The 22,093-nt window shown below is 68.5% G+C and carries 26 protein-coding genes; 15 read left to right on the top strand and 11 right to left on the bottom strand.

Features of this window, described 5'->3' with window-relative positions:
• Window positions 1-37: 37 nt before the first annotated feature.
• Window positions 38-820: an SDR family NAD(P)-dependent oxidoreductase gene (locus ACYP33_RS17130; protein WP_414449291.1), complete on the top strand. Its 783-nt coding sequence runs from the start codon at window positions 38-40 to the stop codon at window positions 818-820.
• Here the strand turns inward: ACYP33_RS17130 and ACYP33_RS17125 are convergent.
• Window positions 807-1,805 carry a LysR family transcriptional regulator gene (locus ACYP33_RS17125; RefSeq protein WP_414449292.1) on the bottom strand — a complete coding sequence of 333 codons (999 nt, stop codon included), beginning with the start codon at window positions 1,803-1,805 and terminating at the stop codon, window positions 807-809. The genes ACYP33_RS17130 and ACYP33_RS17125 overlap by 14 nt on opposite strands.
• Before the next feature lie 141 nt (window positions 1,806-1,946).
• On the opposite strand from ACYP33_RS17125, the gene rhaM reads away from it, so the two are divergent.
• The 7 genes from rhaM (at window position 1,947) to ACYP33_RS17090 (ending at window position 8,247) form a co-directional block, all read left to right on the top strand.
• A complete protein-coding gene (rhaM, locus tag ACYP33_RS17120) occupies window positions 1,947-2,261 on the top strand; it encodes an L-rhamnose mutarotase (protein WP_414449293.1) in 315 nt (104 codons plus the stop codon).
• 36 nt (window positions 2,262-2,297) lie between these two features.
• Window positions 2,298-3,197: an amidohydrolase family protein gene (locus ACYP33_RS17115; protein ID WP_459622945.1), complete on the top strand. Its 900-nt coding sequence runs from the start codon at window positions 2,298-2,300 to the stop codon at window positions 3,195-3,197.
• A gap of 53 nt (window positions 3,198-3,250) precedes the next feature.
• Complete coding sequence (locus ACYP33_RS17110; RefSeq protein WP_414445266.1) at window positions 3,251-4,783, top strand: sugar ABC transporter ATP-binding protein; 1,533 nt, start codon at window positions 3,251-3,253, stop codon at window positions 4,781-4,783.
• Between the two features lie 17 nt (window positions 4,784-4,800).
• Window positions 4,801-5,823, top strand: coding sequence for an ABC transporter permease (locus tag ACYP33_RS17105; RefSeq protein WP_459623180.1), 1,023 nt, complete (start codon window positions 4,801-4,803; stop codon window positions 5,821-5,823).
• Window positions 5,816-6,814, top strand: coding sequence for an ABC transporter permease (locus tag ACYP33_RS17100; RefSeq protein WP_414449296.1), 999 nt, complete (start codon window positions 5,816-5,818; stop codon window positions 6,812-6,814). Before ACYP33_RS17105 ends, ACYP33_RS17100 begins: the two co-directional genes overlap by 8 nt.
• 90 nt (window positions 6,815-6,904) lie before the next feature.
• On the top strand, window positions 6,905-7,942 hold the full coding sequence (rhaS, locus tag ACYP33_RS17095) for a rhamnose ABC transporter substrate-binding protein (RefSeq protein ID WP_459622944.1): 1,038 nt from the start codon (window positions 6,905-6,907) through the stop codon (window positions 7,940-7,942).
• Between the two features lie 62 nt (window positions 7,943-8,004).
• Window positions 8,005-8,247 carry a hypothetical protein gene (locus ACYP33_RS17090; RefSeq protein WP_459622943.1) on the top strand — a complete coding sequence of 81 codons (243 nt, stop codon included), beginning with the start codon at window positions 8,005-8,007 and terminating at the stop codon, window positions 8,245-8,247.
• 9 nt (window positions 8,248-8,256) lie between these two features.
• Here ACYP33_RS17090 and tssA read toward each other — a convergent pair whose 3' ends face one another.
• Window positions 8,257-9,402 (bottom strand): type VI secretion system protein TssA, encoded by a 1,146-nt coding sequence (tssA, locus tag ACYP33_RS17085; RefSeq protein ID WP_459622942.1) that lies wholly within the window; start codon window positions 9,400-9,402, stop codon window positions 8,257-8,259.
• Between the two features lie 102 nt (window positions 9,403-9,504).
• Entirely contained in the window at window positions 9,505-10,104 is a 600-nt protein-coding gene (locus tag ACYP33_RS17080) for a LysE family translocator (RefSeq protein ID WP_459622941.1), read from the bottom strand.
• A gap of 117 nt (window positions 10,105-10,221) precedes the next feature.
• Between ACYP33_RS17080 and ACYP33_RS17075 the strand changes: the two genes are divergently transcribed.
• The 3 genes from ACYP33_RS17075 (at window position 10,222) to ACYP33_RS17065 (ending at window position 12,946) form a co-directional block, all read left to right on the top strand.
• Complete coding sequence (locus ACYP33_RS17075; protein ID WP_459622940.1) at window positions 10,222-11,154, top strand: LysR substrate-binding domain-containing protein; 933 nt, start codon at window positions 10,222-10,224, stop codon at window positions 11,152-11,154.
• A 235-nt stretch (window positions 11,155-11,389) separates the two neighbouring features.
• Complete coding sequence (locus tag ACYP33_RS17070; RefSeq protein WP_459622939.1) at window positions 11,390-12,232, top strand: AraC family transcriptional regulator; 843 nt, start codon at window positions 11,390-11,392, stop codon at window positions 12,230-12,232.
• A 72-nt stretch (window positions 12,233-12,304) separates the two neighbouring features.
• The gene (locus ACYP33_RS17065; protein WP_459622938.1) at window positions 12,305-12,946 is read left to right on the top strand and encodes a LysE family translocator; all 642 of its coding nucleotides are present in this window, start codon (window positions 12,305-12,307) and stop codon (window positions 12,944-12,946) included.
• Between the two features lie 34 nt (window positions 12,947-12,980).
• On the opposite strand, the gene ACYP33_RS17060 is transcribed toward ACYP33_RS17065, so the two are convergent.
• Entirely contained in the window at window positions 12,981-13,580 is a 600-nt protein-coding gene (locus tag ACYP33_RS17060) for a TetR/AcrR family transcriptional regulator (RefSeq protein ID WP_459622937.1), read from the bottom strand.
• A 72-nt stretch (window positions 13,581-13,652) separates the two neighbouring features.
• Here ACYP33_RS17060 and bdcA point away from each other — a divergent pair, with 72 nt between their 5' ends.
• The gene (bdcA, locus tag ACYP33_RS17055) at window positions 13,653-14,378 is read left to right on the top strand and encodes an SDR family oxidoreductase (protein WP_414449305.1); all 726 of its coding nucleotides are present in this window, start codon (window positions 13,653-13,655) and stop codon (window positions 14,376-14,378) included.
• A gap of 28 nt (window positions 14,379-14,406) precedes the next feature.
• Complete coding sequence (locus ACYP33_RS17050) at window positions 14,407-15,267, top strand: NAD(P)-dependent oxidoreductase (RefSeq protein ID WP_459622936.1); 861 nt, start codon at window positions 14,407-14,409, stop codon at window positions 15,265-15,267.
• A gap of 55 nt (window positions 15,268-15,322) precedes the next feature.
• Here the strand turns inward: ACYP33_RS17050 and ACYP33_RS17045 are convergent, their stop codons facing one another.
• The 3 genes from ACYP33_RS17045 to ACYP33_RS17035 all read right to left on the bottom strand — a co-directional run bounded on the left by ACYP33_RS17045 (window position 15,323) and on the right by ACYP33_RS17035 (window position 16,686).
• Window positions 15,323-15,574 (bottom strand): hypothetical protein, encoded by a 252-nt coding sequence (locus ACYP33_RS17045; RefSeq protein WP_414449307.1) that lies wholly within the window; start codon window positions 15,572-15,574, stop codon window positions 15,323-15,325.
• Window positions 15,555-16,073, bottom strand: coding sequence for a DUF2778 domain-containing protein (locus ACYP33_RS17040; RefSeq protein WP_414449308.1), 519 nt, complete (start codon window positions 16,071-16,073; stop codon window positions 15,555-15,557). The genes ACYP33_RS17045 and ACYP33_RS17040 overlap by 20 nt, the downstream gene beginning before the upstream one ends.
• Before the next feature lie 172 nt (window positions 16,074-16,245).
• Window positions 16,246-16,686 carry a hypothetical protein gene (locus ACYP33_RS17035; protein ID WP_459622935.1) on the bottom strand — a complete coding sequence of 147 codons (441 nt, stop codon included), beginning with the start codon at window positions 16,684-16,686 and terminating at the stop codon, window positions 16,246-16,248.
• A 75-nt stretch (window positions 16,687-16,761) separates the two neighbouring features.
• Between ACYP33_RS17035 and ACYP33_RS17030 the strand changes: the two genes are divergently transcribed.
• Both ACYP33_RS17030 and ACYP33_RS17025 read left to right on the top strand, forming a co-directional pair.
• On the top strand, window positions 16,762-17,043 hold the full coding sequence (locus ACYP33_RS17030) for a type II toxin-antitoxin system CcdA family antitoxin (protein WP_414449310.1): 282 nt from the start codon (window positions 16,762-16,764) through the stop codon (window positions 17,041-17,043).
• Entirely contained in the window at window positions 17,043-17,366 is a 324-nt protein-coding gene (locus tag ACYP33_RS17025; protein WP_414449311.1) for a CcdB family protein, read from the top strand. The genes ACYP33_RS17030 and ACYP33_RS17025 overlap by 1 nt, the downstream gene beginning before the upstream one ends.
• Window positions 17,367-17,438: 72 nt before the next feature.
• On the opposite strand, the gene ACYP33_RS17020 is transcribed toward ACYP33_RS17025, so the two are convergent.
• From ACYP33_RS17020 to ACYP33_RS17005, 4 genes are all read right to left on the bottom strand, one after another.
• A complete protein-coding gene (locus tag ACYP33_RS17020; protein WP_459622934.1) occupies window positions 17,439-18,452 on the bottom strand; it encodes an ABC transporter substrate-binding protein in 1,014 nt (337 codons plus the stop codon).
• Window positions 18,452-20,662, bottom strand: coding sequence for a TonB-dependent receptor (locus ACYP33_RS17015; RefSeq protein WP_459622933.1), 2,211 nt, complete (start codon window positions 20,660-20,662; stop codon window positions 18,452-18,454). The genes ACYP33_RS17020 and ACYP33_RS17015 overlap by 1 nt, the downstream gene beginning before the upstream one ends.
• A gap of 5 nt (window positions 20,663-20,667) precedes the next feature.
• Window positions 20,668-21,477, bottom strand: a complete 810-nt coding sequence (locus ACYP33_RS17010) for an ABC transporter ATP-binding protein (RefSeq protein ID WP_459622932.1) — start codon at window positions 21,475-21,477, stop codon at window positions 20,668-20,670.
• Window positions 21,474-22,093 (bottom strand): FecCD family ABC transporter permease (locus ACYP33_RS17005; protein WP_459622931.1); only part of this gene is annotated, 620 nt, incomplete at its 5' end. The genes ACYP33_RS17010 and ACYP33_RS17005, both read right to left, overlap by 4 nt.

Genomic DNA, 22,093 nt, shown 5'->3' with positions numbered 1-22,093 from the left:
GCCTGGCCGCCGCACAACCGCAATTCAGGAGGACGAAGTGCTGCTACAGGACAAGGTGGTGATCGTGACGGGCGGCTCGCGCGGGATCGGCCGCGCGATCGCGGTGGCGAGCGCGCGCGAGGGCGCCGACGTGGTGATCAATTACTGGGGCGACAACGATGCCTCGTACGGCCGGGGCACGGCCGTCGACGAGGTGCTGGCCGAAGTCGGCCGGGCCGGCCGCCGCGCGATCGCGGTGGAGGGCAACGTGGCCCAGCCCGGCACCGGCACGGAGCTGGTGCGCCAGGCGGTGCGCGCGTTCGGCAAGGTGGACGTGCTGGCCAGCAACGCCGGCATCTGCCCGTTCCATGCGTTCCTCGACATGCCGCCCGCGGTGCTGGAACGCACGGTGGGCGTGAACCTGAACGGCGCATTCTATGTAACGCAGGCGGTGGCGCGGCAGATGCGCGAGCAGGGCACGGGCGGCGCGATCGTCGCCACCAGCTCGATCAGCGCGCTGGTGGGCGGCGGCATGCAGACGCATTACACGCCCACCAAGGCCGGCGTGCATTCGCTGATGCAGTCGTGCGCGATCGCGCTCGGACCGTACGGAATCCGATGCAATTCGGTGCTGCCGGGCACCATCGCCACGGACCTGAACGCCGAGGACCTGGCCGATGCCGAGAAGCGCGCCTATATGGAAAAGCGCATTCCGCTGGGCCGGCTCGGGGCGCCCGACGAAGTGGCCGATTGCGTGGTGTTCCTGGCCTCGTCGCGCGCGCGTTATGTAACGGGCGCGGCGTTGCTGGTGGATGGCGGGCTGTTCGTCAACCTTCAGTGACGATCACGGGCGAATCCGGCGCGCCGGGCGCGTCGCGCAGCGCATCGACCGCCGGGTCGGAGAAGCGGCGCAGCAGGCCGACGAAGTATTCGGCCGCTTCCGAAAGCGGCTCGTCGCGGCGCGTGAGGATGCCGTAGCCGGGCAGGCGCTTGCCGATTTCGAGCGGCAGCGCCACCAGCAGCCGCGCCTTGACGTGATCGCGCACCACCGGTTCGGGCAGCATGGCGATCGCGTCGAAGGTCTCGACCAGTTGCAGCGTCGCGAAGATCGAGCCGCATTCGGTGAGGTTGGCCGGCGTGGCGAGCCGGGCGCGCGCGAATTCGTTTTCGAGCAATACGCGCGCGGGGCTGGTGACCGGCTGCGCGACCCACGGCCATTGCGCGAGTTCGGCCAGCGTGAGTTCGCCGCGCGCGGCCAGCGGATGCTGCGCGCGCGTGACCAGCACCAGCGTTTCGGCCGCGATCGGCTCGAAGTGGAAATCGTTGTGTTGCAGCGCGTTGGTGAGGCGGCCGAGCGCGAGGTCCACCTCGCGGCGGTACAGCAATTGCACGATCTGATCGCTGGTTTCGCCGAGGATGCGCACGTTCAGCAGCGGGCGCACGGTTTTGAGCGAGGCCACGGCCAGCGCCAGCACGTCGGGCGCGGCGCCCATGATCGCGCCCACCGTCAATTGGCCGTGGCCGCCGCGGCGCTTCACGTCGAGATCCTCGGCGAAGCGGGTCAGGTCCGACAGCGCGCGCCGGGCATAGGCCAGCACCGGCAGGCCCAGCGAGGTGGGCGCAAGACCTTTCGCATTCCTGTCGAACAGGCGGAAGCCGAACGCATCCTCGATATCGCCGAGCATGCGGCTCGCGCTGGGCTGGGCCACGTTGATCTCGCCGGCCGCCTGATGCACGTTGCGGCAATCGTCGAGCGCGACGAGCAGCGCGAGATGCTTGAATTTCAACCGGTTGACGAGCGACAGCGCGGTGGTGTGCAGGGTCATGGGCGGGTGATTCGTTTTCTGGATCGCCCAATGATGATAACGGATTGGTTGGCTATCGCGAGGCGTTTATAGTCGCTGCAACGCGTCGGGCGTGCCGCCATGCAGCGGTCGCACCGATGCGACAACGAGGGAGACACGATCATGGAGACGATCGCATTCCGGATGCAGCTCGATCCGGGCCGGCGCGACGAATACGAGCGCCGGCACCGCGAAATCTGGCCCGAACTGACCGACGCGCTGCGCGCGGCCGGCATCCGCGATTACTGGATCTTTCTCGACGAGGCCACCCATCACCTGTTCGCCGTGCTCAAGCGCGAGCCGGGCCATCGCATGGATGCGCTGGCCGCCGAGCCGGTGATGCGCAAATGGTGGGACGCCATGGCCGACATCATGCAGACCGAGCCCGACGGCTCGCCCGTGCAGGTGCCGCTCGCGCCGCTGTTTCATCTGCCCTGAATCGATGTGCGCGCCTCGAGCGCAAGGAGCCCGACGATGCGAGTAGTGGACCCGCATGTGCATTTCTGGCGGCCCGCCGGCGGCGATTATCCATGGCTGTCGAAGCCTGGCACGTCGTTCGTGGGCGATGCGCGCGATCTCGCGCACGATTATCTGCCGGCCGATTTGCTGCGCGAGGCGGGCGAGATCGAGATCGCGAAGGTCGTGCATGTGGAGGCGAACTTCGACCCGGCGCGGCCCGTGGAAGAAACGCGCTGGCTGCACACGCTGGCGGACGATCGGTCGGCCGGCCACGCGGGGCTGCCGCACGGCATCGTCGCGGCGGCGGACCTGTCCGCGCCCGATGCCGAGGTCGTGCTGGCCGCGCATGCCGCGTTCGCCAATGTGCGCGGCATTCGCCAGATCCTCAACGTGCATGCCGATCCGCACTACAACTACGTGGCGCGCGACTACCTCGCCGACCCGGCATGGCGGCGGCAGTTCGGGCTGCTGGCGCGTTACGGCCTGTCGTTCGACATGCAGCTCTATCCCGCGCAGATGCCCGAGGCGGCGAAGCTCGCGCGCGCGCATCCGGACATCCCCATCGTGCTCGATCACGCGGGCATGTTCGTCGATCGCGACACGCCGGCCGGGTTTCGCGCCTGGCGCGACGGCCTGCGCGCGCTGGCGGCCTGCCCGAACGTGTCGGTCAAGCTGAGTGGGCTGGCCATGTTCGATCACGCGTGGACGGTCGAGAGCCTGCGGCCCTACGTGCTCGATGCGATCGACGCGTTCGGCGTGACGCGCGCGATGTTCGCCTCGAATTTCCCGGTGGATCGCCTGTTCGGCGGCTACGAGGCGCTGTGGCGCGCCTATGCGCGGATCGTCGGCGGCGTGTCGGACGACGAGCGCCGGCTGCTGTTCTCGGCCAATGCCGAGCGCGTGTACCGGATCTAGCGGCGCTCGATGCGTACCCCGGCAAGACCAAACTACCTACAACGGAGACGAACTTGGCGACACCTGACAAGGCGGTCCCGCCGCGCCTCGAACTGCGCGGCGCGAGCAAGTCGTTCGGCGCGGTGCGCGCGCTGATCGGCGGCGAGCTGGTGCTGCAAGCGGGCGAAGTGCATGCGCTGCTCGGCGAGAACGGCGCGGGCAAATCCACGCTGGTGAAGATCCTCGCGGGCGTGCATGCGCCGGACACCGGCGTGTTGCGCGTGGATGGCGTGGAGCGGCGCTTCGCCTCGCCATCGGACGCGCGCGCGGCCGGCATCGCCGTGATCTACCAGGAGCCGACGCTGTTCTTCGATCTGTCGATCGCCGAAAACATCTACATGGGCCGCCAGCCGCTCGACCGGCTCGGCCGCATCGATTACGCGGCGATGGAAAAGCAGGTGGCCGTGCTGCTGGCCTCGCTCGGCGTGAACCTGCAAGCGCAGCAACGCGTGCGCGGCCTGTCGATCGCCGATCAGCAGGTGATCGAGATCGCCAAGGCGCTGTCGCTCGACGCCAACGTGCTGGTGATGGACGAACCCACCGCCGCGTTGTCGCGGCCCGAGGTGGAGCGGCTGTTCGCGATCGTGCGCACGCTGTGCGAGCGCGGCGCGGCGGTGCTGTTCATCACGCACCGGCTGGAGGAAGTGTTCGCGCTGGCGCGTCACGTCACGATCATGCGCGACGGCGCCAAGGTGTTCGACGCGCCCACCGAGACGCTCAGTACCACGAAGATTGTCGCGACGATGGTGGGCCGCGATCTGGCCACGTTCTATCCGAAGGCCGAGGTCGAACGCGGCGCGGTGCGGCTGTCGGTGCGCGGGCTGACGCGCATCGGCGTGTTCAAGGACGTGTCGTTCGACGTGCACGCGGGCGAGATCGTCGCGCTAGCCGGGCTGGTGGGGGCGGGGCGCAGCGAGGTGGCGCGCGCCGTGTTCGGCATCGATCCGCTCGACGCGGGCGAGATCGCGGTGGCCGGCAAGCGGCTCGCGCCGGGCGACCCGGGGCGGGCAGTGCGCGCCGGCCTGGCGATGGTGCCCGAGGATCGCCGCGAGCAGGGCCTCGCGCTGGAGTTGAGCATCGCGCGCAATGCGTCGATGACGGTGCTCGGGCGGCTCGCGCGCTTCGGGCTGGTGTCGGCCGCGCGCGAGCTGGCGCTGGCCGGCGAGTGGGGCGCGAAGCTGCGGCTGAAGGCCGGTGACCTGCGGCTGCCGGTGGGCACGCTGTCGGGCGGCAACCAGCAGAAGGTGGTGCTCGGCAAGTGGCTCGCGACCGGGCCGGCCGTGCTGATCGTCGATGAACCCACGCGGGGTATCGACGTGGGCGCCAAGGCCGAGGTGTACGCTGCGCTGGCCGACCTGGTGCGCGACGGCATGGCGGTGCTGATGATTTCGAGCGAACTGCCCGAGGTGCTCGGCATGGCCGACCGCGTGCTGGTGATGCACGAGGGGCGCATCCGCGCCGATATTCCCCGCGCCGAGGCCAGCGAGGAGCGCATCATGCGCGCCGCGCTCGGTGGGCGCGATCCGTCGCTGGAGCGTGCCGCATGACCACCGGAACCCCGACCATGAACCCAGCCGAATCCGCCGTGCGCCACCCGGCGGCGGCGCTGGCCGCCGCGATCGCGCGCAGCCGCGAAACCACCTTGTTCGTTGTCCTGCTGTTGCTGGTGGGCGGCACGGCGCTCGCGCGGCCGCAATTCCTGAACCTGCAGAACCTGCGCGACGTGCTGCTCAACGTCTCGATCATCGGCCTGCTGACGGCCGGCATGACGATCGTGATGCTGATGCGGCACATCGATCTGTCGGTCGGCTCGGTGGTGGGGCTGGGCGCCTACGGGGTCGGCAGCCTCTATGTGGCGTTCCCGCAGATGCCGGTACCGCTGGCGCTCGCGGCGGGCGTGGCGATCGGCCTGGCCGCGGGCGGCGTGAACGGGCTGCTGGTGGCGTACGGGCGCGTGCCTTCGCTGGTCGCGACGCTGTCGATGCTCTATATCCTGCGCGGCGCCGATTACGCGTGGGTGCACGGCGGCCAGATCAACGCCGGCAACTTGCCCGACGCGTATTCGCGGCTGGCCACCGGCGCGGTGCTCGGCGTGCCGGTGCTGGTGCTGATCACGGTGGTGCTGCTCGCCGGCCTGTCGGTTTACCTGAAGCGCTACCGGGCCGGGCGCGAGCACTACGCGATCGGCTCGAACCCCGAGGCCGCGCGCCTCGCCGGGATTCGCGTGGACCGCCGCGTGCTGGCCGGCTTCCTGATTTCCGGCGCGCTGGCCGGGCTGGCCGGCGCGCTGTGGCTGGCGCGCTTCGGCACGGCCGACGCCAGCACCGGCAAGGGCATCGAGTTGCAGGTGGTGGCCGCCGCGGTGGTGGGCAGCGTGGCGATCAACGGCGGGGTGGGCACGATACTCGGCGCCGCGCTCGGGGCGCTGGTGCTCGGCGTGATCAGCATCGCGCTGGCCGTGCTGCATGTCTCGCCGTTCTGGGAACAGGCGATCGAGGGCGCGCTGATCGTGGCCGCCGTGACGGCCGACACGCTGCTGGCCCGCTCGGTCGCCAAACGCATGATGAGGAAACGCGATCATGGCTGATATATCTCGCAAGGGCGCGCGCAGCGCCACCGCATTGGGCTGGGAAAGCCTGCTGGCCGTGATCCTGGTGCTGTCGCTGGTGCTCGGGCGCGTGCTGTCGCCGGTGTTCCTCGACGCGTCGAACCTCGCCAACATCCTGCTCGACATCGGCGAGATCGCGCTGATGGCGCTGACCATGACGCTGATCATCGTGACGGGCGAGATCGACTTGTCGGTGGCGTCGATCCTCGGCGCGTCGAGCGCGTTGATGGGGGTGCTCTGGCATCTGGGCTGGCCGATGCCGGCGGTGATCGCGGCGGCGCTGGCGGCCGGCACGCTGGCGGGCCTGTTCAACGGCTGGGTGATCGTGCGCTTCCGGCTGCCGTCGCTGGCCGTGACGATCGGCACGCTCGCGCTGTTTCGCGGGCTGGCCTATGTGCTGCTCGGCGATCAGGCCATCGCCGATTTCCCGCCCGGCTACACGGCGTTCGGCATGAACACGGTGGGCGGCAGCTTCCTGCCCGAGCCGTTCGTGATCGTGATCGTCGCGGCCGTGCTGTTCACGGTGCTGCTGCAGGCCAGCGCATTCGGCCGCAGCCTCTACGCGATCGGTGCGAACCCGGCCGCCGCCACGTTCTCCGGCATCGCCGTGGCGCGCACCAAGCTGCGCCTGTTCGTGCTGTCCGGCTTCATGAGCGCGCTGGCCGGGGTGGTCTACACGCTGCGCTTCACCAGCGCGCGCGGCGACAACGGCGAGGGCTTCGAGCTGGCCGTGATCGCGGCCGTGCTGTTCGGCGGCGTCAGCATCTTCGGCGGGCGCGGTTCGCTGTATGGCGTGCTGCTGTCGCTGCTGATCGTCGGCATCCTGAAGAACGCGCTGACGCTCGTCGACGTATCGAGCGAAGCGCTGACGATCGTGACCGGCGTGCTGCTGCTGTCGTCGGTGCTGATCCCGAACCTCGCCGCGAGCTGGCATGCGCGGCGGCTGCACCGGCGCACGCTGTCGCGCTGAGCGTGAATCGTCGATCGTCGCGTTCGTTGTTTCGTCATGCATATCAACACGGCCGGGCTCGCATCTCGGCCTTACATCGGAGACACCAGCATGCATCGATTTCCTCACCCGGCCGCGCGCGCGGCCGCCTGCCTGAGCCTGGCGGCGTTGGCCACGCTCACAGCGTTCACCGCGCTGGGCGCCGCGCCCGCGCAGGCGGCCGGCGTCAAGGAAGGCCTGAAGATCGCCTTCGTGCCTAAACAGATCAACAACCCGTACGAGGTGATCGCCGACGACGGCGGCATGGCCGCCGTCAAGGAACTGAAGGGGCAGGGCAAGGTGGTGGGGCCGTCGGATGCGGGCGCATCCTCGCAGGTGCAATACATCAACACGCTGACCACCCAGCGGCAGAACGCGATCGTGATCGCCGCCAACGATGCCAACGCGCTGGTGCCTTATCTGAAACGCGCCATGTCGCAGGGCGTGAAGGTGGTGACGTTCGATTCGGACACCGCACCGGATGGCCGGGAGATCTTCGTCAACCAGGCCAACGCCGAGAGCATCGGGCGCGGCCAGATTCAGCTCGTCGCGAAGCTGACGGGCGGCGAGGGCGAGTTCGCGATTTTGTCGGCCACGCCGAACGCGACCAACCAGAACACCTGGATTCACTGGATGCAGGAGGAATTGAAGAAGCCCGAATACGCGAAGCTCAAGCTCGTCAAGATCGCCTACGGCAACGACGACGATCAGAAATCCTTCGTCGAGACGCAAGGCCTGTTGCAGGCCTATCCGAACCTGAAGGCGATCGTCGCGCCCACCTCGGTGGGGATCGTGGCGGCCGCGCGCTATATCTCGACGTCGTCGAGCAAGGGCAAGGTGGCCGTGACGGGGCTGGGCACGCCGAACCAGATGCGCGCGTTCGTGAAGAACGGCACCGTCAAGGCGTTCCAGCTGTGGGACCCGGGTCAGCTCGGTTATCTGGCCGCTTACGCCGCCGCGAACCTCGCCTCGGGCACGATCACCGGCAAGGAAGGCGAGCGCTTCGACGCGGGCAAGCTCGGCGCGCGCACCATCGGCAAGAACGGCGAGGTCGTGCTCGGGCCGCCGACCACGTTCGATGCGGGCAATATCGACCAATTCAATTTCTGAGCGGCTGCGCCGCTGCGGTAAGCTCGCGGTCTTGCGAATATCCGGCCGCGAGCCGCTTGGTCATGAACGACGATTTGATCGAAAACACCGCCGCATACATTGCGCGATACCTCGCCGAACGCCCTGCGGCGGTCGATACGGTGGAGGGCGTGCAGCGCTTCTGGCTCGATGCGAAGGAGACCGAACTGACGCTCGACGTGACGCGCGCGGCGCTTGAATTGCTCGCGCAGCGCGGCGTGACGGAGGTGCGGAAGGTGGGCGATCGCATGCTGTGGCGACGCCGCTTGAACGATGCGACGGCGTGACGGCTGCACTTACGCCTTGTCCTGCGGCCTCGCGATGCCGAGCATCGTGAAAACATCGAGTTGCCCGCCCATCTGTACGAAAACCTTGTCGTACAGCTCGGGCGTCGGCAGCGCGCTCCACTCGACGGCGGTGCGAACGAGATACGGCGCGGGGCTGTGCGGCTCGATGCGCATCAACCATGCGGCGATCTCGGCCAGCCGCGCGTAAGCCTGGGCGCGTTCGCGCAGCAGGTCGGCAGTGAGGGCTTCGGTTGGGGGCGCGGCGTCGGCCGTGCCACCGATGGGTTCGGAGATCGTTGCATTTGCAACGGGCGCTTCGGTGGCGGCCGGCGCTGCTTCCTGCGCCGCCAGCCCGCGCCGTTGCAGCTCGTGGCCCAGCCATGCGCGGATCTGTTCCAGCAGTGCGTGCAGCCGGCCGATCGGCGGCGTGGCGTTGCCGAAGCGCGGCGCGAGGGCGTTGCGTAGCGCGTCGAGTGCGGCCAGCCCGTCGCCCAGCGCCGCGTACCGCGCGGCCAGCGATTCGCTGGAGGCCGCGCCCAGCGTGAACTGCAATTCCGGCAGGCTCGCCGCGCTGGTATCGGCGGCCTGATGGCCGGCCCGGTGTTCCTGGTCGTCGCGCACCGCCCGTTCCCAATCGGCCCAACTGAATGCGGGCCGCCCCTCGCTTTCCACCAGCGTGGCGAGGCGCAGCGTGGCGAGATTTTTTTCGTCCATCAGGCGCAGCAGCGCCTCGCGTTGCTCGAAATGGTCGTTGGCGTCGTCGGGCAGCATTGTGTCCCAGAAGCGCGCGCAGGTTTCGCGCAACAGCACGAGCGGCGGTGCGATGCCGTCGAAGCCGTGCTGCTGGATCTGCGCCTCGAACAGCCAGGTCAGCAACTGCAAATCCTTGCTCTGATGCGCCAACATGCCGGCGGCCAGCATGCCGACCTTCATCCAGTCGGTGCCTTGCCGGTGGCGCGGCCGCTCCCACACCCCGACGGGCAGCGACGGGTCGTCCTGCGCGCGCGCCTGGCGCAATGCCGTGTAGTAGGGGGTGGCGCGCATCGAGCGCCCGCTGGGGGCATCGGCGGAAATCGGTGCGAGCAGCGTGCCGAGATCGAGCCGGAAGTGCTCGGTGAAATAGCGGTCGGCGCTGGCGTAAAGCGAATCGGTCATCGGTCGTTCCGGGATGGCGAGGGGGCGGGCAACGCAGGAAATCGCGTCGATGCTACGCCAGTTCGGCGACGCGGCGATAGCGCCGCGCTTCGCCACCCACGCTCAGGTCCACAGAAACACCGCACAGCCCGCCGTCACGAAGCCCGTGCCCAGCGTGAACACGCGCCAGCGCAGCGGCGTTGACAGGAGCCGCCGCAGGCTGCGGCCGGCCAGCGCCCACGAACCGTTCGCGATCAGGCACAGCGGCGGCGCCGTCAGCAGCGCGGCGGCCGGCAGCCACGGGTTCGCATGCGTGGCGGACAGCGCCAGCGAGGCCAGCGCCACCGTGCCGGTGATCGCCTTCGGGTTGGTGAACTGGAACAGCGTGGCGGGCAGGTAGCGCATCGGTTGCGCGTCGCCGGGGCTGTCGCCGAGGCGCGCGTGCGCCATGCGCCAGCCGATCCGCACCAGCCACACCGTGCCGACGATCTTCAGCAGCAGCACGCTGCGCGGCCACGTGGCGATCACCGGTTCGAGCAGCACGATGCCGAGCGTGCTCAACAGCAGCGTGCCGGTCAGGATTCCGAACAGTTGCGGCAGCGTGCGGCGCAGGCCGAAGCGCGCGCCCGATACCATCAGCATCATGTTGTTCGGCCCCGGCGTGGCCCACATCGAAAAGGCCACGACGACGAACGGCAGGAGCGGGGCGAGGCTGGGCGGCATGGCGGAGGTCCGTCGAACGAGAGCTATGAGATGGATTGCAGTCTAGGGACGAAGAAAACTTTGCAATAGCGAGGATTTCTCGCAGAATGCCGTGAGGAAAATTCACAGCCAAACCCGATGCGCCGCCTGCCCCCGCTTAATGCCCTGCGCGTGTTCGACGCCGCCGCCCGGCGCGCCAGCTTTTCCGGCGCGGCCGAGGAGCTGTGCGTCACGCACGGCGCCGTCAGCCACCAGGTTCGTCAACTCGAAGATTGGTTCGGCAAGCCGCTGTTCGTGCGGCATGCGTCGGGCGTGCGCCTGACGGCGGCCGGGCTGGCGCTGCACGACGCCGCCGATCGCGCGCTGGCGCTGCTGGAAAGCCGCTGCGCCGAGATCGCCGGGCCGGGCGAGGCGGCCGAGATCGTGGTGGGTGCGCCGGGCAGCCTGCTTGCCAACTGGGTGATTCCGCGCCTGGAGCGCTTCGAGGCCGCACACCCCGAGATTCGCGTGCGTTTGCAGACGAGCGCCGCGCTGGCCGACCTGGAGGCGCAGGTGGTCGATGCGCTGATCGTCAGCGGGCGGGCGTGGCCGCGCCAGATCGAGGCCGTGGCGCTGTTCGAGGAGCGGATCGGGCCGGTGTGCGCGCCGGACTGGCCGCATCGGATCGCGTCCGCCGGCGCGTTGCCGGGGCAGGCGCTGCTCCATACCCGTTCGAATCCGCAGGCCTGGGCCGATTGGGCCGCCGCGCAGGGGCTGGATGCGGCGGGCTTCGGCGGCGGGCGGCGCTTCGATCACCTGTCGTTGATGCTGGAGGCGGCCGCGGCGCGGCTGGGCGTGGCGATCGCGCCGGCCTTGCTGGTGGAGCGCGAGATCGCGGCCGGGCGTCTGGTCGCGCCGCTCGGGTTCGTGGCGGGCGGCGGCGCGTTTGCGTTCTGCACGCGGCGCGGGCAGGCGGCGGCCGGGGTGACGGCGCTGCGCGATTGGCTGCTGTGCGAGGCCGAGGCGGAGGAGGAGGCTGCGCAGGCCAGGCCGAAGGCGAAGCGGGGGCGGGCGCGCAAGACGGCGGGGTGAGGCGGCGGGCAGTGCATCGGCCGGTCGTATCGATCACGGCATGTGCCGGCGTATCTGCCGCCACATGTGGCGCCGCGTCTGCCACCGCGTCTGCCACCGGTTCGGTCCGCCTTCCCGCATACTGATGCTCCCCGCCACGCACAGCGTCATTGCCACCGTGTCTTCCGCCCCCGCCACGCACAGCGTTACCGCTCCCGCGTCTTCCGCCCCCGCCACGCACAGCGCCACAGCCCTCGTGTCGTCCACCGCCACCGCTCGCCGAGACGCCCGCCAATCGTTCTGGCGCGACCCAGCCCTCCCGTTCGTCGAAAGCCGGCGTGCCTGCCGCAGCCGCGCCTGCTACAAGCCGCATCACCATCCGACGTTCTCGGTCGGCGCAGTGGACGGCGGCGCGAGCGTGTTCACCGGCGCGCCCGGCGGCCCGATCGGTTTGCAACCCGGCATGCTCGTGCTGGTGCCCGCGCATCGCGTGCATGCCTGCAACCCCGCGCCCGGCGAGGCCTGGAGCTACCAGATGCTGCATATCGATGCGAACTGGCGCGATGCCGTCCGCCAGGAATACGCGCCGGCCGTGCCGCAAGATGCCAAGGATGACGAACCGATCCGCATCGTGACGAACCCCGCGCTCTACGCGCAGTGCTGCGAACTGAACGCGCTGCTGTGTTCCGACGCCGATGCCCGCGACAAGGAAGCGGCGCTGATCGAATTCGTCGGTGCGTGCGATGCGGCGCAGGGCCTCCCGGTCGCACCGCCGGTCGCTCCCGCGCATCTGGCCGACCGGATTCGCCCCGCGCTCGACTGTCTGCGCGCCGAACCCGACAGCGACATCGCGCTCGACGGCCTCGCGCGCCTGGCCGGCATGAGCCGCTATCAGTTGATCCGTGCGTTTCGCGCGGTGACCGGCATGACGCCGCATGTCTGGCAACTGAACCAGCGCATCAATCTCGCGCGGGCGCGGATTCGCGACGGCGACAGCCTGGCCGCCGTGGCCCAGCATCTCGGTTTCGCCGATCAGGCGCATTTCCAGCGCGTGTTCAAGGCCTACGCGGGCGTGACGCCCGGCACGTTCCGCGCCTGAGCCGCAATTTCCTTCAATACCGCGCACCGCGCGGCCGGCACACTGCGAGCCCGTTCTTCGCTGATGCCGGATATGCAAGTCTTCCTGATGATCGCCGCGGCGCATTTCCTGGCGCTGCTGTCCCCCGGGCCGGATTTCTTCCTGATCGCCCGCACCTCGCTGTCGGCCGGCTGGCGCGTGGCCAGCGGCGCGTGCCTCGGCATCGCGCTGGCCAACGGCGTGTTCATCGTCGCCGCGTTTGCGGGCACCTCGGCGTTGCGGCCCGGCAGCGCGTGGTTCACGGGCCTGCAACTGGCCGGTTGCGTCTATCTGCTGTGGCTCGGTGTGCTGTTCGTGCGTCACGCGGGCGGCAGCGATCTTCAGGTATCCGCAACACGCGCGGCCGGCGCGGCGCGCGCTCGGCCGCTTGCGGCGTGGGGGCGCGCCACGGGGATGGGCTTCCTGTCCGGCATCCTCAATCCGAAGAACGCGTTGTTCTATGCCAGCCTCGCCGCGATGTTGAGCGGCCCGTATGCGAGCGCGGGCTGGAAGCTGTTCTACGGCGCATGGATGGGCGGCGTGGTGCTGCTGTGGGACGCGCTGGTGGCGCTGACGATCGGCAACCGCATCGTGCTGCGGCGCTTCACGCGCATCCTGCCGTGGCTGGAGCGGGTCTCGGGGCTGGTGCTGATTGCGCTGGCGCTCGGCGTGCTGGCCGTGCTCGCGTGGCGATGACGGCCGGCCCTGCAGTTGGCCAAGGGCAACCCGCTCAGGGCAGCAACTGCGCGAGGCCCGCCGCCGACACATCGGCTACCGCGCAAAGCCGCGCCTCGTCCCAGCCTTGGCGTGCGCCGGCCGACAGGCCCGACATCACGGCCGACACGTAATCGGTGGCGGTGGCGGCCTGCTCGGGATGCGTGGCCGCCACGAATTCGCGGACTTGCACGCGCCTCCATTCGGCCACCTCGCAGGCCAGTTGCGCGCTCTCGCTCGCCTCGCCGCCGCGCGCGGCTTCCAGCACGAGGCAGCCCGGCCGTTCGGGATCGCGCGCATAGGTGCGTGCCGCGCTGCCGATCAGCTCGGCCAGCGCCTCGGCGGGCGGCCGGCCCGGCACCAGGATGCCGTCCAGCGCGAGCGCCGTGCCCGCATAGCGCTCCAGCACCTGACGGAAGAACGCCGCCTTGCTGCCGAACGCCGAATAGAAGCTCGGGGCCTTGATGCCGAGCGCGTCGGTCAGCGCGCTGAGGCCGACCGCGTCGTAGCCGGCCGCATGGAACATGCGCTGGCCCACCTCGAGCGCGGTATCGGGGTCGAATGCACGCGGGCGGCCGCGCCCGGGTTTACCGCCGTTGATTAAATTAGCATCCACTACAAAAATACCTTGCGTTGTCGTGACTCGAAATTTATAGTGATCGCTAATTTATTTCAAGGAGTTCATGCGATGAATACGGAAGCAGCAGGCTGGCAAGGCAAATCGGTGATGGTGGTGGGCGGCAGCCGCGGCATCGGCGCGGCCATCGTGGCGTGGTTCGCTTCGGCGGGCGCGACGGTGCGATTCACCTGGGCGGGCTCGCAGGCGGCGGCCGAGGCGGTGGCGAAGGATACCGGCGCGCAGGCCGTGCGGGCGGACGCGGCCGACCGCGATGCGTTGCTGGCCGTCGTGCGCGAGGCCGGCCCGCTCGACGTGTTCGTCTACAACGCCGGGCTGTTCGTCGGCGGCGATCCGCTCACGCTCGACGCCGACGCCATCGATCGCCTGATCGACGTCAACGTGCGCGGCGCGTATCACGCCAGCGTCGAGGCCGCGCGCCTGATGCCCGACGGCGGCCGGATCATCTCGATCGGCTCGGTGAACGGCGATACGGTGCCGTTCGAGGGCGCCGCCGCGTACGGCATGAGCAAATCGGCGCTGCAAGGCATGACACGCGGCCTCGCGCGCGATTTCGGCGCGCGCGGCATCACCGTCAACGTCGTGCAGCCCGGCCCGACCGACACCGACATGAACCCCGCCAACGGCCCGCTCGCCGAGCAGATGCGCAGCTACATGGCGATTCGCCGCCATGGCACCGCGGCGGATGTCGCGAGCCTGGTCGCTTATCTGGCATCGCCCGCCGCGCGCGGCATCACCGGCGCGATGCATACCATCGACGGCGGTTTCGGCGCTTGAGGCCGTTTTCGATCCTGAGGAATCCACTATGAAAATCGGCATCATCGGCCTGGGCGCCATGGGGCGCGCGATGGCGCGCAATCTCGCGGCGGCCGGCCACGACGTGCGGGCGTGGAGCCGTTCCGGCGCGAGCGTGGAGGGCGTGACGCGGGCCGCGTCGCCGGCCGATCTGCTCGACGGCGACGCGCTGCTGACCATGCTTTCCGACGACGCGGCGATCCGCGAGACGCTGATCGCCCCGGGCCTGCTGGCCCGGGCGCGGCCGGGCCTCGTGCATGTGGTGGCGTCCACCATTTCGGTGGCGTTCGCGCACGAGCTGGTCGCGCTGCATGCGGCGGCCGGCGTGGGCTATGTGTCCGCGCCGGTGCTCGGCCGGCCCGACGTGGCCGCGCGCGGCGAACTGAACGTGCTGACGGGTGGCAAGCCCGACGCCGTGAACGCGATCCGGCCGCTGCTGGAGGTGATCGGCGGGCGGATCTGGGACATGGGCGAGGAAGCACCGGCCGCCAACGCCGCGAAGATCGCCTGCAACATGATGATCACGATGGCGATCGAGGCGATGGCCGAGGCCGTCGTGCTGACCGAGGCGAACGGGCTCGGGCGCGAGCGCTTCTTCGAGCTGATCCTCGGCACGCTGTTCGGCAGCCGTTCGTATCAGGTCTATTCGGCCAATCTCGCGCAGGGCAACTACGAGCCGGGGTTCAAGGCGACGCTGGGGTTGAAGGACTTGCGGCTTGCGTCGGAGGCGGCCGCCGAGGCCGGGCACGAGTTGCCGATGCTGGCCGCCGTGTACGGGCGGATGGGCGAGACGGTGGCGGCCGGGTTGGGGGAGCGGGATTGGTCGGTGATGGCGGAGGTGACGATCAAGGGGGTGGGCGGGAAGGGGTGAGGGCGTGGCGGGGTGATGGGTTGGGTTCCGGATCGCTCCGCCTGTTTCACCTCTTTCAACGCCGACCGTGCCGCCATAGTTTTACGATCGCCACATAGGCAAGCACGGCGGCGATCAGTTCAATCGTCAGCCATACAACGAAATACAAGTTGTCGGGATCGTCGACACCGAGCCAGTCCGACGCACGAATCCATGCACGTGTCTCGGCTAGCGACCAGTGATTGGACATCGGTATGAAGCGAACAGAAAGAAGCAGCAAACCGATGAACAGCGCCATCTTCGATAGCCTACGGACAAGTGTTGCCATGTGTGATGACCTCAATCGTCCCGTATGCGTCAAGGCCGGAATGGCCGGCAACGATGGTTCTGGTGTGCAGTAGCGCGGTGCGGATTCTCATGAAATCGACACGGCTTGGAAGCGTAATACATCCAAATGACAAGCCTGAACCGCCAGCAGGATGCAACCGGAACTGCCCACGCTTGACACCATTGATCCATGTCACATCGTCGATGATCCCGTCATCCCGATACAGTGCGAACCATTCGCTGTGATCGGACGGATTTCCCTTGTAGGCATTCCACTGGTCTTTGAGCCAGGTTTGAAACCTCGAACTCAAGCCGCCAGCAGGACGTGCGACGATCCAGTACCTTCCGGCTGGAATGGGTCCTTTATCGACCTTTGCCGTGCATCCCCCTCGATTCCGGTAGATTTCATCACCTGAATATGCCTGGTATGTGCCAACACCATGAATCGTGAGCGGTGACAGCCATGTGTTGTTAACGATGAATTTTCCAGTAACAGCCATTCTGATTTTCCTTCATTGAGTTGAATAGCGATCTGGCGATTGCCAGATCGCACGACAATGAAGAAAAATGCCAATCCGAGCCAAGACGCAGATCAAAAAGCGACAGGCTTTTCGGCGCTAACGGGGAGTCTGCGATTGTTTGCCGTGAGTCATCGCTGCAATGTCATCTGTCTCATTGTGCTGCGGCACCAGGCGGCTGACCGGCCAGCATCCGCCGTGCGTCCCCCGCCGACAGCGCATACCCGAAAAACCGCCGATAGAAATCCTGCGTCTGCGCGATCAACTGCTGCGCCGGAAACACCTCCGGATGCAGCACGCCCGCGGCCCAGCGTACCTGCAACGCCACCTCCGGCCCGTAGCGATCCCACGGAAACACGCCCGCCGGATGCGGTATACACGGCCGTCGCGCACCGCATCTGGCCGCCGTGCTCGCGCGGATGGGCGAGACGGTGGCAGCCGGGTTGGGGAGCGGGATGGGTCGGTGATGGCGGAGGTGACGATCAAGGGGGTGGGCGGGAAGGGGTGAGAGCGTGGCGGGGCGATGGGCTTGGTTCCGGATCGATTCAGAGACGCTGCTCGGGACCTGTCCTGTCGGACGCGAGAAGATCTGCATGGTCGGCATCGGTCGACAGGCTTCATCAAGGATGTGCAATAATATGCGCATATTTTATGCGCATAGGATCTGCACATGATTTCTGCACAAATGCGGCACTCCGATGAACCGGCCGCTTCTAACCCGACGAGAAAAGCCAGTCGCAAGCCCACCAACGTGTCGTTGCCCTCTGATCTGCTCGAACGCGCGAGAGAGTTGGATGTCAACATCTCACGTGCAAGCGAACGGGGTCTGCGTGAGGAAGTTCAGGAAGCCGAGGCTCGTGTCTGGGCAGCAAAGCACGCTGGTTTCATTACCGAGATGAATGCGCGCATTGAACGCGACGGCCTACCTCTCGACGAGCACCGGATGTTCTGATGGCACGTTTTGATTTGTATAACAACCCGTCATCCAGGTCGAAGGCGAAGTCGCCCTATCTGCTCGATGTGCAAAGCGATCATCTGGGAGATCTGATGTCACGGGTCGTCATTCCGCTGACACACCTGGCGGGCAGTTACACACCCGCCAAGGTTGCGCAGGATCTGGCTCCGATCATCGAGATCGACGGCGAAAAATTCATACTGGAAACGCCATTTCTAGGCGCGATAAGAACCAGTGAGCTTGGCCCTTCGACCGGAACGCTAAAATCCGAGCAGACGCGGGTTCTGGCCGCGCTCGATCGTCTGTTCGGCGCTTTCTAATTAAGTTGACACAGCCCTGACGATGAATCTGCAATTGTTTGCCGTGAGTCATCGTTGTCAATGTCATCTGTCTCATTGTGCTGCGGCACCAGGCGGTTGACCGGCCAGCATCCGCCGCGCGTCCCCCGCCGACAGTTCATACCCGAAAAACCGCCGATAGAAATCCTGCGTCTGCGCGATTAACCGCTGCTCCGGAAACACCCCCGGATGCAGCACGCCTGCCACCCAACGCACCTGCAACGCTACCTCCGGCCCGTATCGGTCCCACGGAAACACGCCCGCCGGATTGCGATACACACGGCCGTCACGCACCGCATCGAGCGTCTGCCACAGCGAGCGCTGCGGCGATTGCGCGATCGAGCCGGCGTTCGCGCCGAGGATCACCACGTCCGGATGCCACGCCAGCACCTGCTCGATCGAGACCGGCCGCAGGTTGCCGCTGATCCCGTCGGCGGCGTTGCGCGCGCCGGCCGCGCGCAGCCATTGATCGACGATGGTATCGCTGCCGTCCACCTTGAGCGGCGCGAGCGAGGCGACGTGCAACACGCGCGGCTCGGTGCGATCCGGCAGTGCGTCGAGCGCGCGACGCGTGGCGGCGAGCGTGTCGCCAAGATACGCGCGGTAGTCGCGCGCGCGTTGCGCGGCCAGCGGCGTGTCGAGCGCGGCGGCGGTCTGGTCGACGCAGGCCAGCATCGAATCGAAATCGTCGAAGCCCACCGGCACCACGTCGAGGCCCAGCCGCTGCATGGCCGCGATCGACGGCGCACCGCGCGACACGAACACCACGTCGGCCCGCGCGCGCAGCAAATCCTCGGCATTGGGGTTGCCGTTCGCCACCGGCTGCGCGCGCCGCATTGCCGGCGCGACCTGCATCATCCACGGAAACGCCTGCGGCCGCGCAACGGTGGCCACCACGCGGTCGGCCGCGCCGAGCATCAGCACCACAGCGTTGTGCGCATACCAGAGATCGGCGATGCGCTGCTTCGGTTCCGCGTGCGCGAGCGGCGCGGCGAGGGCACCGGCCAGCACGACGGCCTGTGCGGCCATCCGGACCGTGCACCGTGCATGAAAAGAAAGGAGACGCATCACAGTTCGAACTCCACCGACGCCATCACGGTGCGCGGCGCGCCGAGCTGCGCTGTGGCGTTGCCCGCACCCGTATAGCCGTTCAGGCCGCCCGGCACGATGTTGGTCCAGTACTGGCGGTTCGTCAGGTTGTCGACCGCCAGCCGCAGCGTGACGGCGCGCTCGAACACGCTGGTCAGGTAGCGCACGCCGAGATCGACGGTGGCGTACGCGGCCGCCGAGCCGCTGTTGGCGTTGTCGGTGGCGCGCGCGCCCACGTAGTGCAGGTTGACGTCGGCGGCCAGCCCCGGCACCTGCCGCACGTCGTATTCGGCCAGCAGGTTCACGGTGTATTTCGGCAGCCCGACGATCTGCTTGCCGTCGGTGCTCGCGTCGCCGGTGTCGAACAGGCGCGGGTCGAGCCACGCGACGCCGCCGAACAGCGACAGGTTGCGCGTCAGGTGGCCGTCGAGCATCCATTCCACGCCGAGGTTGCGCTGCTCGCCGCCGGTGCGGTAGATGCCGTCGGCCATCGTGTACGCATACGGCCGCGTGATGCGGAATGCGGCCAGCGACGTGTTCCAGCGCGAGAACGCCACCTTGTAGCCGACCTCCCACTGCTTGCTGCGGTACGGATCGAGGATGTTGCCCGCGTTGGCCGAGCCGGTGGGCGCGGTGTCGCCTTGCTGCAGGCTGTCGGCGTAGGTCAGGTACAGGCTCTGGTTCACGGCCGGCTTGAACACCAGGCTCGCGCTGCCCGACAGCCCCTGGTTGGCCGATTCGCTGGTCTGCGTGCCGCGCACGTTGTAGTTGTGCGTCGACAGCCAGCTCTGGCTGCCGGCCAGCAGCACCGACCAGCGCGGCGAGAACGCGATGTCGTCGTTGAGCAGCAGCGATTGCTGGGTGGCCTGTGCGGACTGGTAGCGATGCTCGAAATCGGGCGCGCCGGTCACGAACACCGATTGCGGATTCGCCAGGTTGCCCATGCCGAGCGTGCTGGTGCCGCCGGCCACCGGGTTGAAGTTGTCCCACACGAAGCCGCTGGTGCCGATGCCGATGCGGTGCTCGATGCTGCCCGTCTTTACCTTGCCGTTCAGGTAGACGAGATTGCTGGTGATCGTGAAGCGGCTGGCGGTGGCGGTCGACAGCGTGGTGCGGTAGTTGCCGGCGTTGTCGATCAGCGTGTCGGTGATGCCGGTCGATTCGCGGTCGGCGATCTGCCGCAGCACCGCCGCGCTCAGGCGCCAGTCGGGCGAGAAATCGTGCTTGATCTGGATCGAGCCGGTGGTCGTGGTGTTGTCGCTGCCGCCGTTGACCGAGCCGTAGGCCGCATTGGTCGGGTCGAGCGCGCCCGGGAGATGCACGCCGCCCGCCAGCGCGAAGGTGGCCGGGAAGCCCTTCGCCACGTAGTGATAGCGGCTGACGTTGGTTTCGATGACGGTGTTCGGCGACAGGTGGAAATCGAGTGCGAGGCTCGCGAGCTGGCGGCGCACGGTGCTGTGCTCGGTGTAACCGCTGCCGGTTTCGTCGAGCAGCGTGAAGCGGTAGCCGATCGCCTTCGACGGGCCGACGCGGTCCGACGCCTCGATCTCGCGCTGGAAGCGCGTGCCGCCGGCATAGCCGAGCGTGACGCGGAACAGGCGGCTGTCGGTGGGCCGCTTCTGCACGTAGTTGAACGTGCCGGCCGGGTTGGCCGGGCCGTACAGTGCGCCGGCCAGGCCGTTCAGCACTTCGATGCGATCGAACTGCTCCAGCGGATAGTCGGTGGTCGACACGGCGTTGAGGCCGTCGATGCGGCTGTTCTGCACCACGCTGCCCTGGATGCCGCGCGACTGCGGGCGCGCGCCGTCGCCCTGCACCGACGGGATGAAGCGCAGCGCATCGGCGATGCTCTTGAGCTGCTGCGCGCGGATCACATGCTGCGGCACGACGTTGATCGAATACGGCGTGTCGACGCGCTTCAGATCGCCGAGCGGGCCGAGGTTGGCGCGCTCGACGCGCATCGACTGGCCGGGTGGCGTGTGGGCGGTGACGGTGACGGCGGGTATGGCTTGCGTGTGGGTGGGTTTGTCGGTGCTGGCGGACGCGGCCGTCGACGTCGATGTGGCGGCGGCAGATTCGGCGCCCTGCGCAAACGCGGGTGCGGCGATCGCGAACAGCAGGGACGAGGCGGAAGCGATACGGCGCAGGGGAAGGCGGGGGCAAAAGTGAGGGCGAGAAGCGGTCGGCATGGGGTTCAGTCGGGAGGAAACGGTGGCGCGCGGAAGAACCGCGAGCCGGCGATGTCGAACTGTTCGACGGGCGTGCCGTACAACGCGCCGATCGCGGCGGCGTCGAGCACGTCGTGCGGCGCGCCGTCGGCGGCCAGGCGTCCGCGATCGAGCACCACCACGCGCGTGGCGGCGTGGCAGGCATCGTCGGGGCGGTGGGTGGTGTGCAGGATCGCGTAGCCTTCGCGCGCGAGGTCCGCCAGCAAGGCATGCAGGCGCAACTGGTGACCGTAGTCGAGGCCGGTCAGCGGCTCGTCCATCAGCAGGATCGGCGCGTCCTGCGCCAGCGCGCGTGCCAGCAGCACGCGCTGGCGTTCGCCGCCCGACAGCGCCGCGTAGTCGCGATCCGCGAGCGCGGCCACCTGCATCCGTTCGAGCGCGGTGTCGATGGCGTCGCGGTCCGCGCCGCGCAGGCGCTGCCGCAGGCCGGTGTGCGGCAGCCGGCCCAGCGCGACGATCTGCTCGACCGTGTGCGGCAGCGCCGGCACGTGATGTTGCGGTACGTAGGCGATGCGGCGCGCGATGTCGCGGCGGCGCTGGTGGGCGAGCGGCGTGCCGTCGAGCAGCACGCGGCCCGCCGCCGGCCGCGCCGCACCGAACAGCAGGCGCAGCAGCGTGCTCTTGCCTGCGCCGTTCACGCCGAGCAGCGCGACCAGTTCGCCGCCGCGCAAGTGCAGATCGATACCGTCGAGCACGCTCGCCGCGCCGCGCCGGAACCGCAGGCCTTCGCAGGCGAGTGAGGCGGCGGCCCGAGGGTGTGCGTTGGGCGCGCTCATCGCAGCAGCCTGCCGCGCTGGCGCACCAGCACGAAGCCGAACGCGAGCGCGCCGGCGATCTCGGTGATCACGCCGAGCGGGATTTCGGAGGCGACGAGGCTGCGCGCGAGCGTATCGGCCACCACCAGCACCGTCGCGCCGAGCAGCGCGCAGGCCGGCACCACGACGCGATTCGAGGCGCCCGCCACGGCGCGCGCCAGATGCGGCACCAGCAGCCCGACCCAGCCGATCATGCCGCCGAGCGAGACGGTCAGCGCCGCCGCGAGCGTGGCCACGCCGATCACCGCGAGCCGGATGCGATGGACCGGCACGCCCAGGCTCAGCGCTTCGTCGTCGCTTTGCGAGAGCGCGTCGAGCAGCGGCGCGGCCGCGCACAGCAGCAGTACGCCGACGGCCAGCGGCGGCCCGAGGCGGCCGAGATCGGGCCAGCCGACCTGGGCCAGACTGCCGAGCAGCCAGTAGACGATCGCGGGCAGTTGATCGAGCGGATCGGCTACGTACTTGACCATCGCCAGCAGCGCCGAGAACAGCGCGTTGCTGACCAGCCCGCCGAGCAGCAACGCCAGCGTGCCGCCGCCACCGAGCAACCACGCCACCGCCACGCCGAGCAGCATCG

This window comes from Burkholderia sp. 3C (genome assembly GCF_054589155.1).
This window is presented reverse-complemented; position numbering and strand designations above follow the sequence as displayed.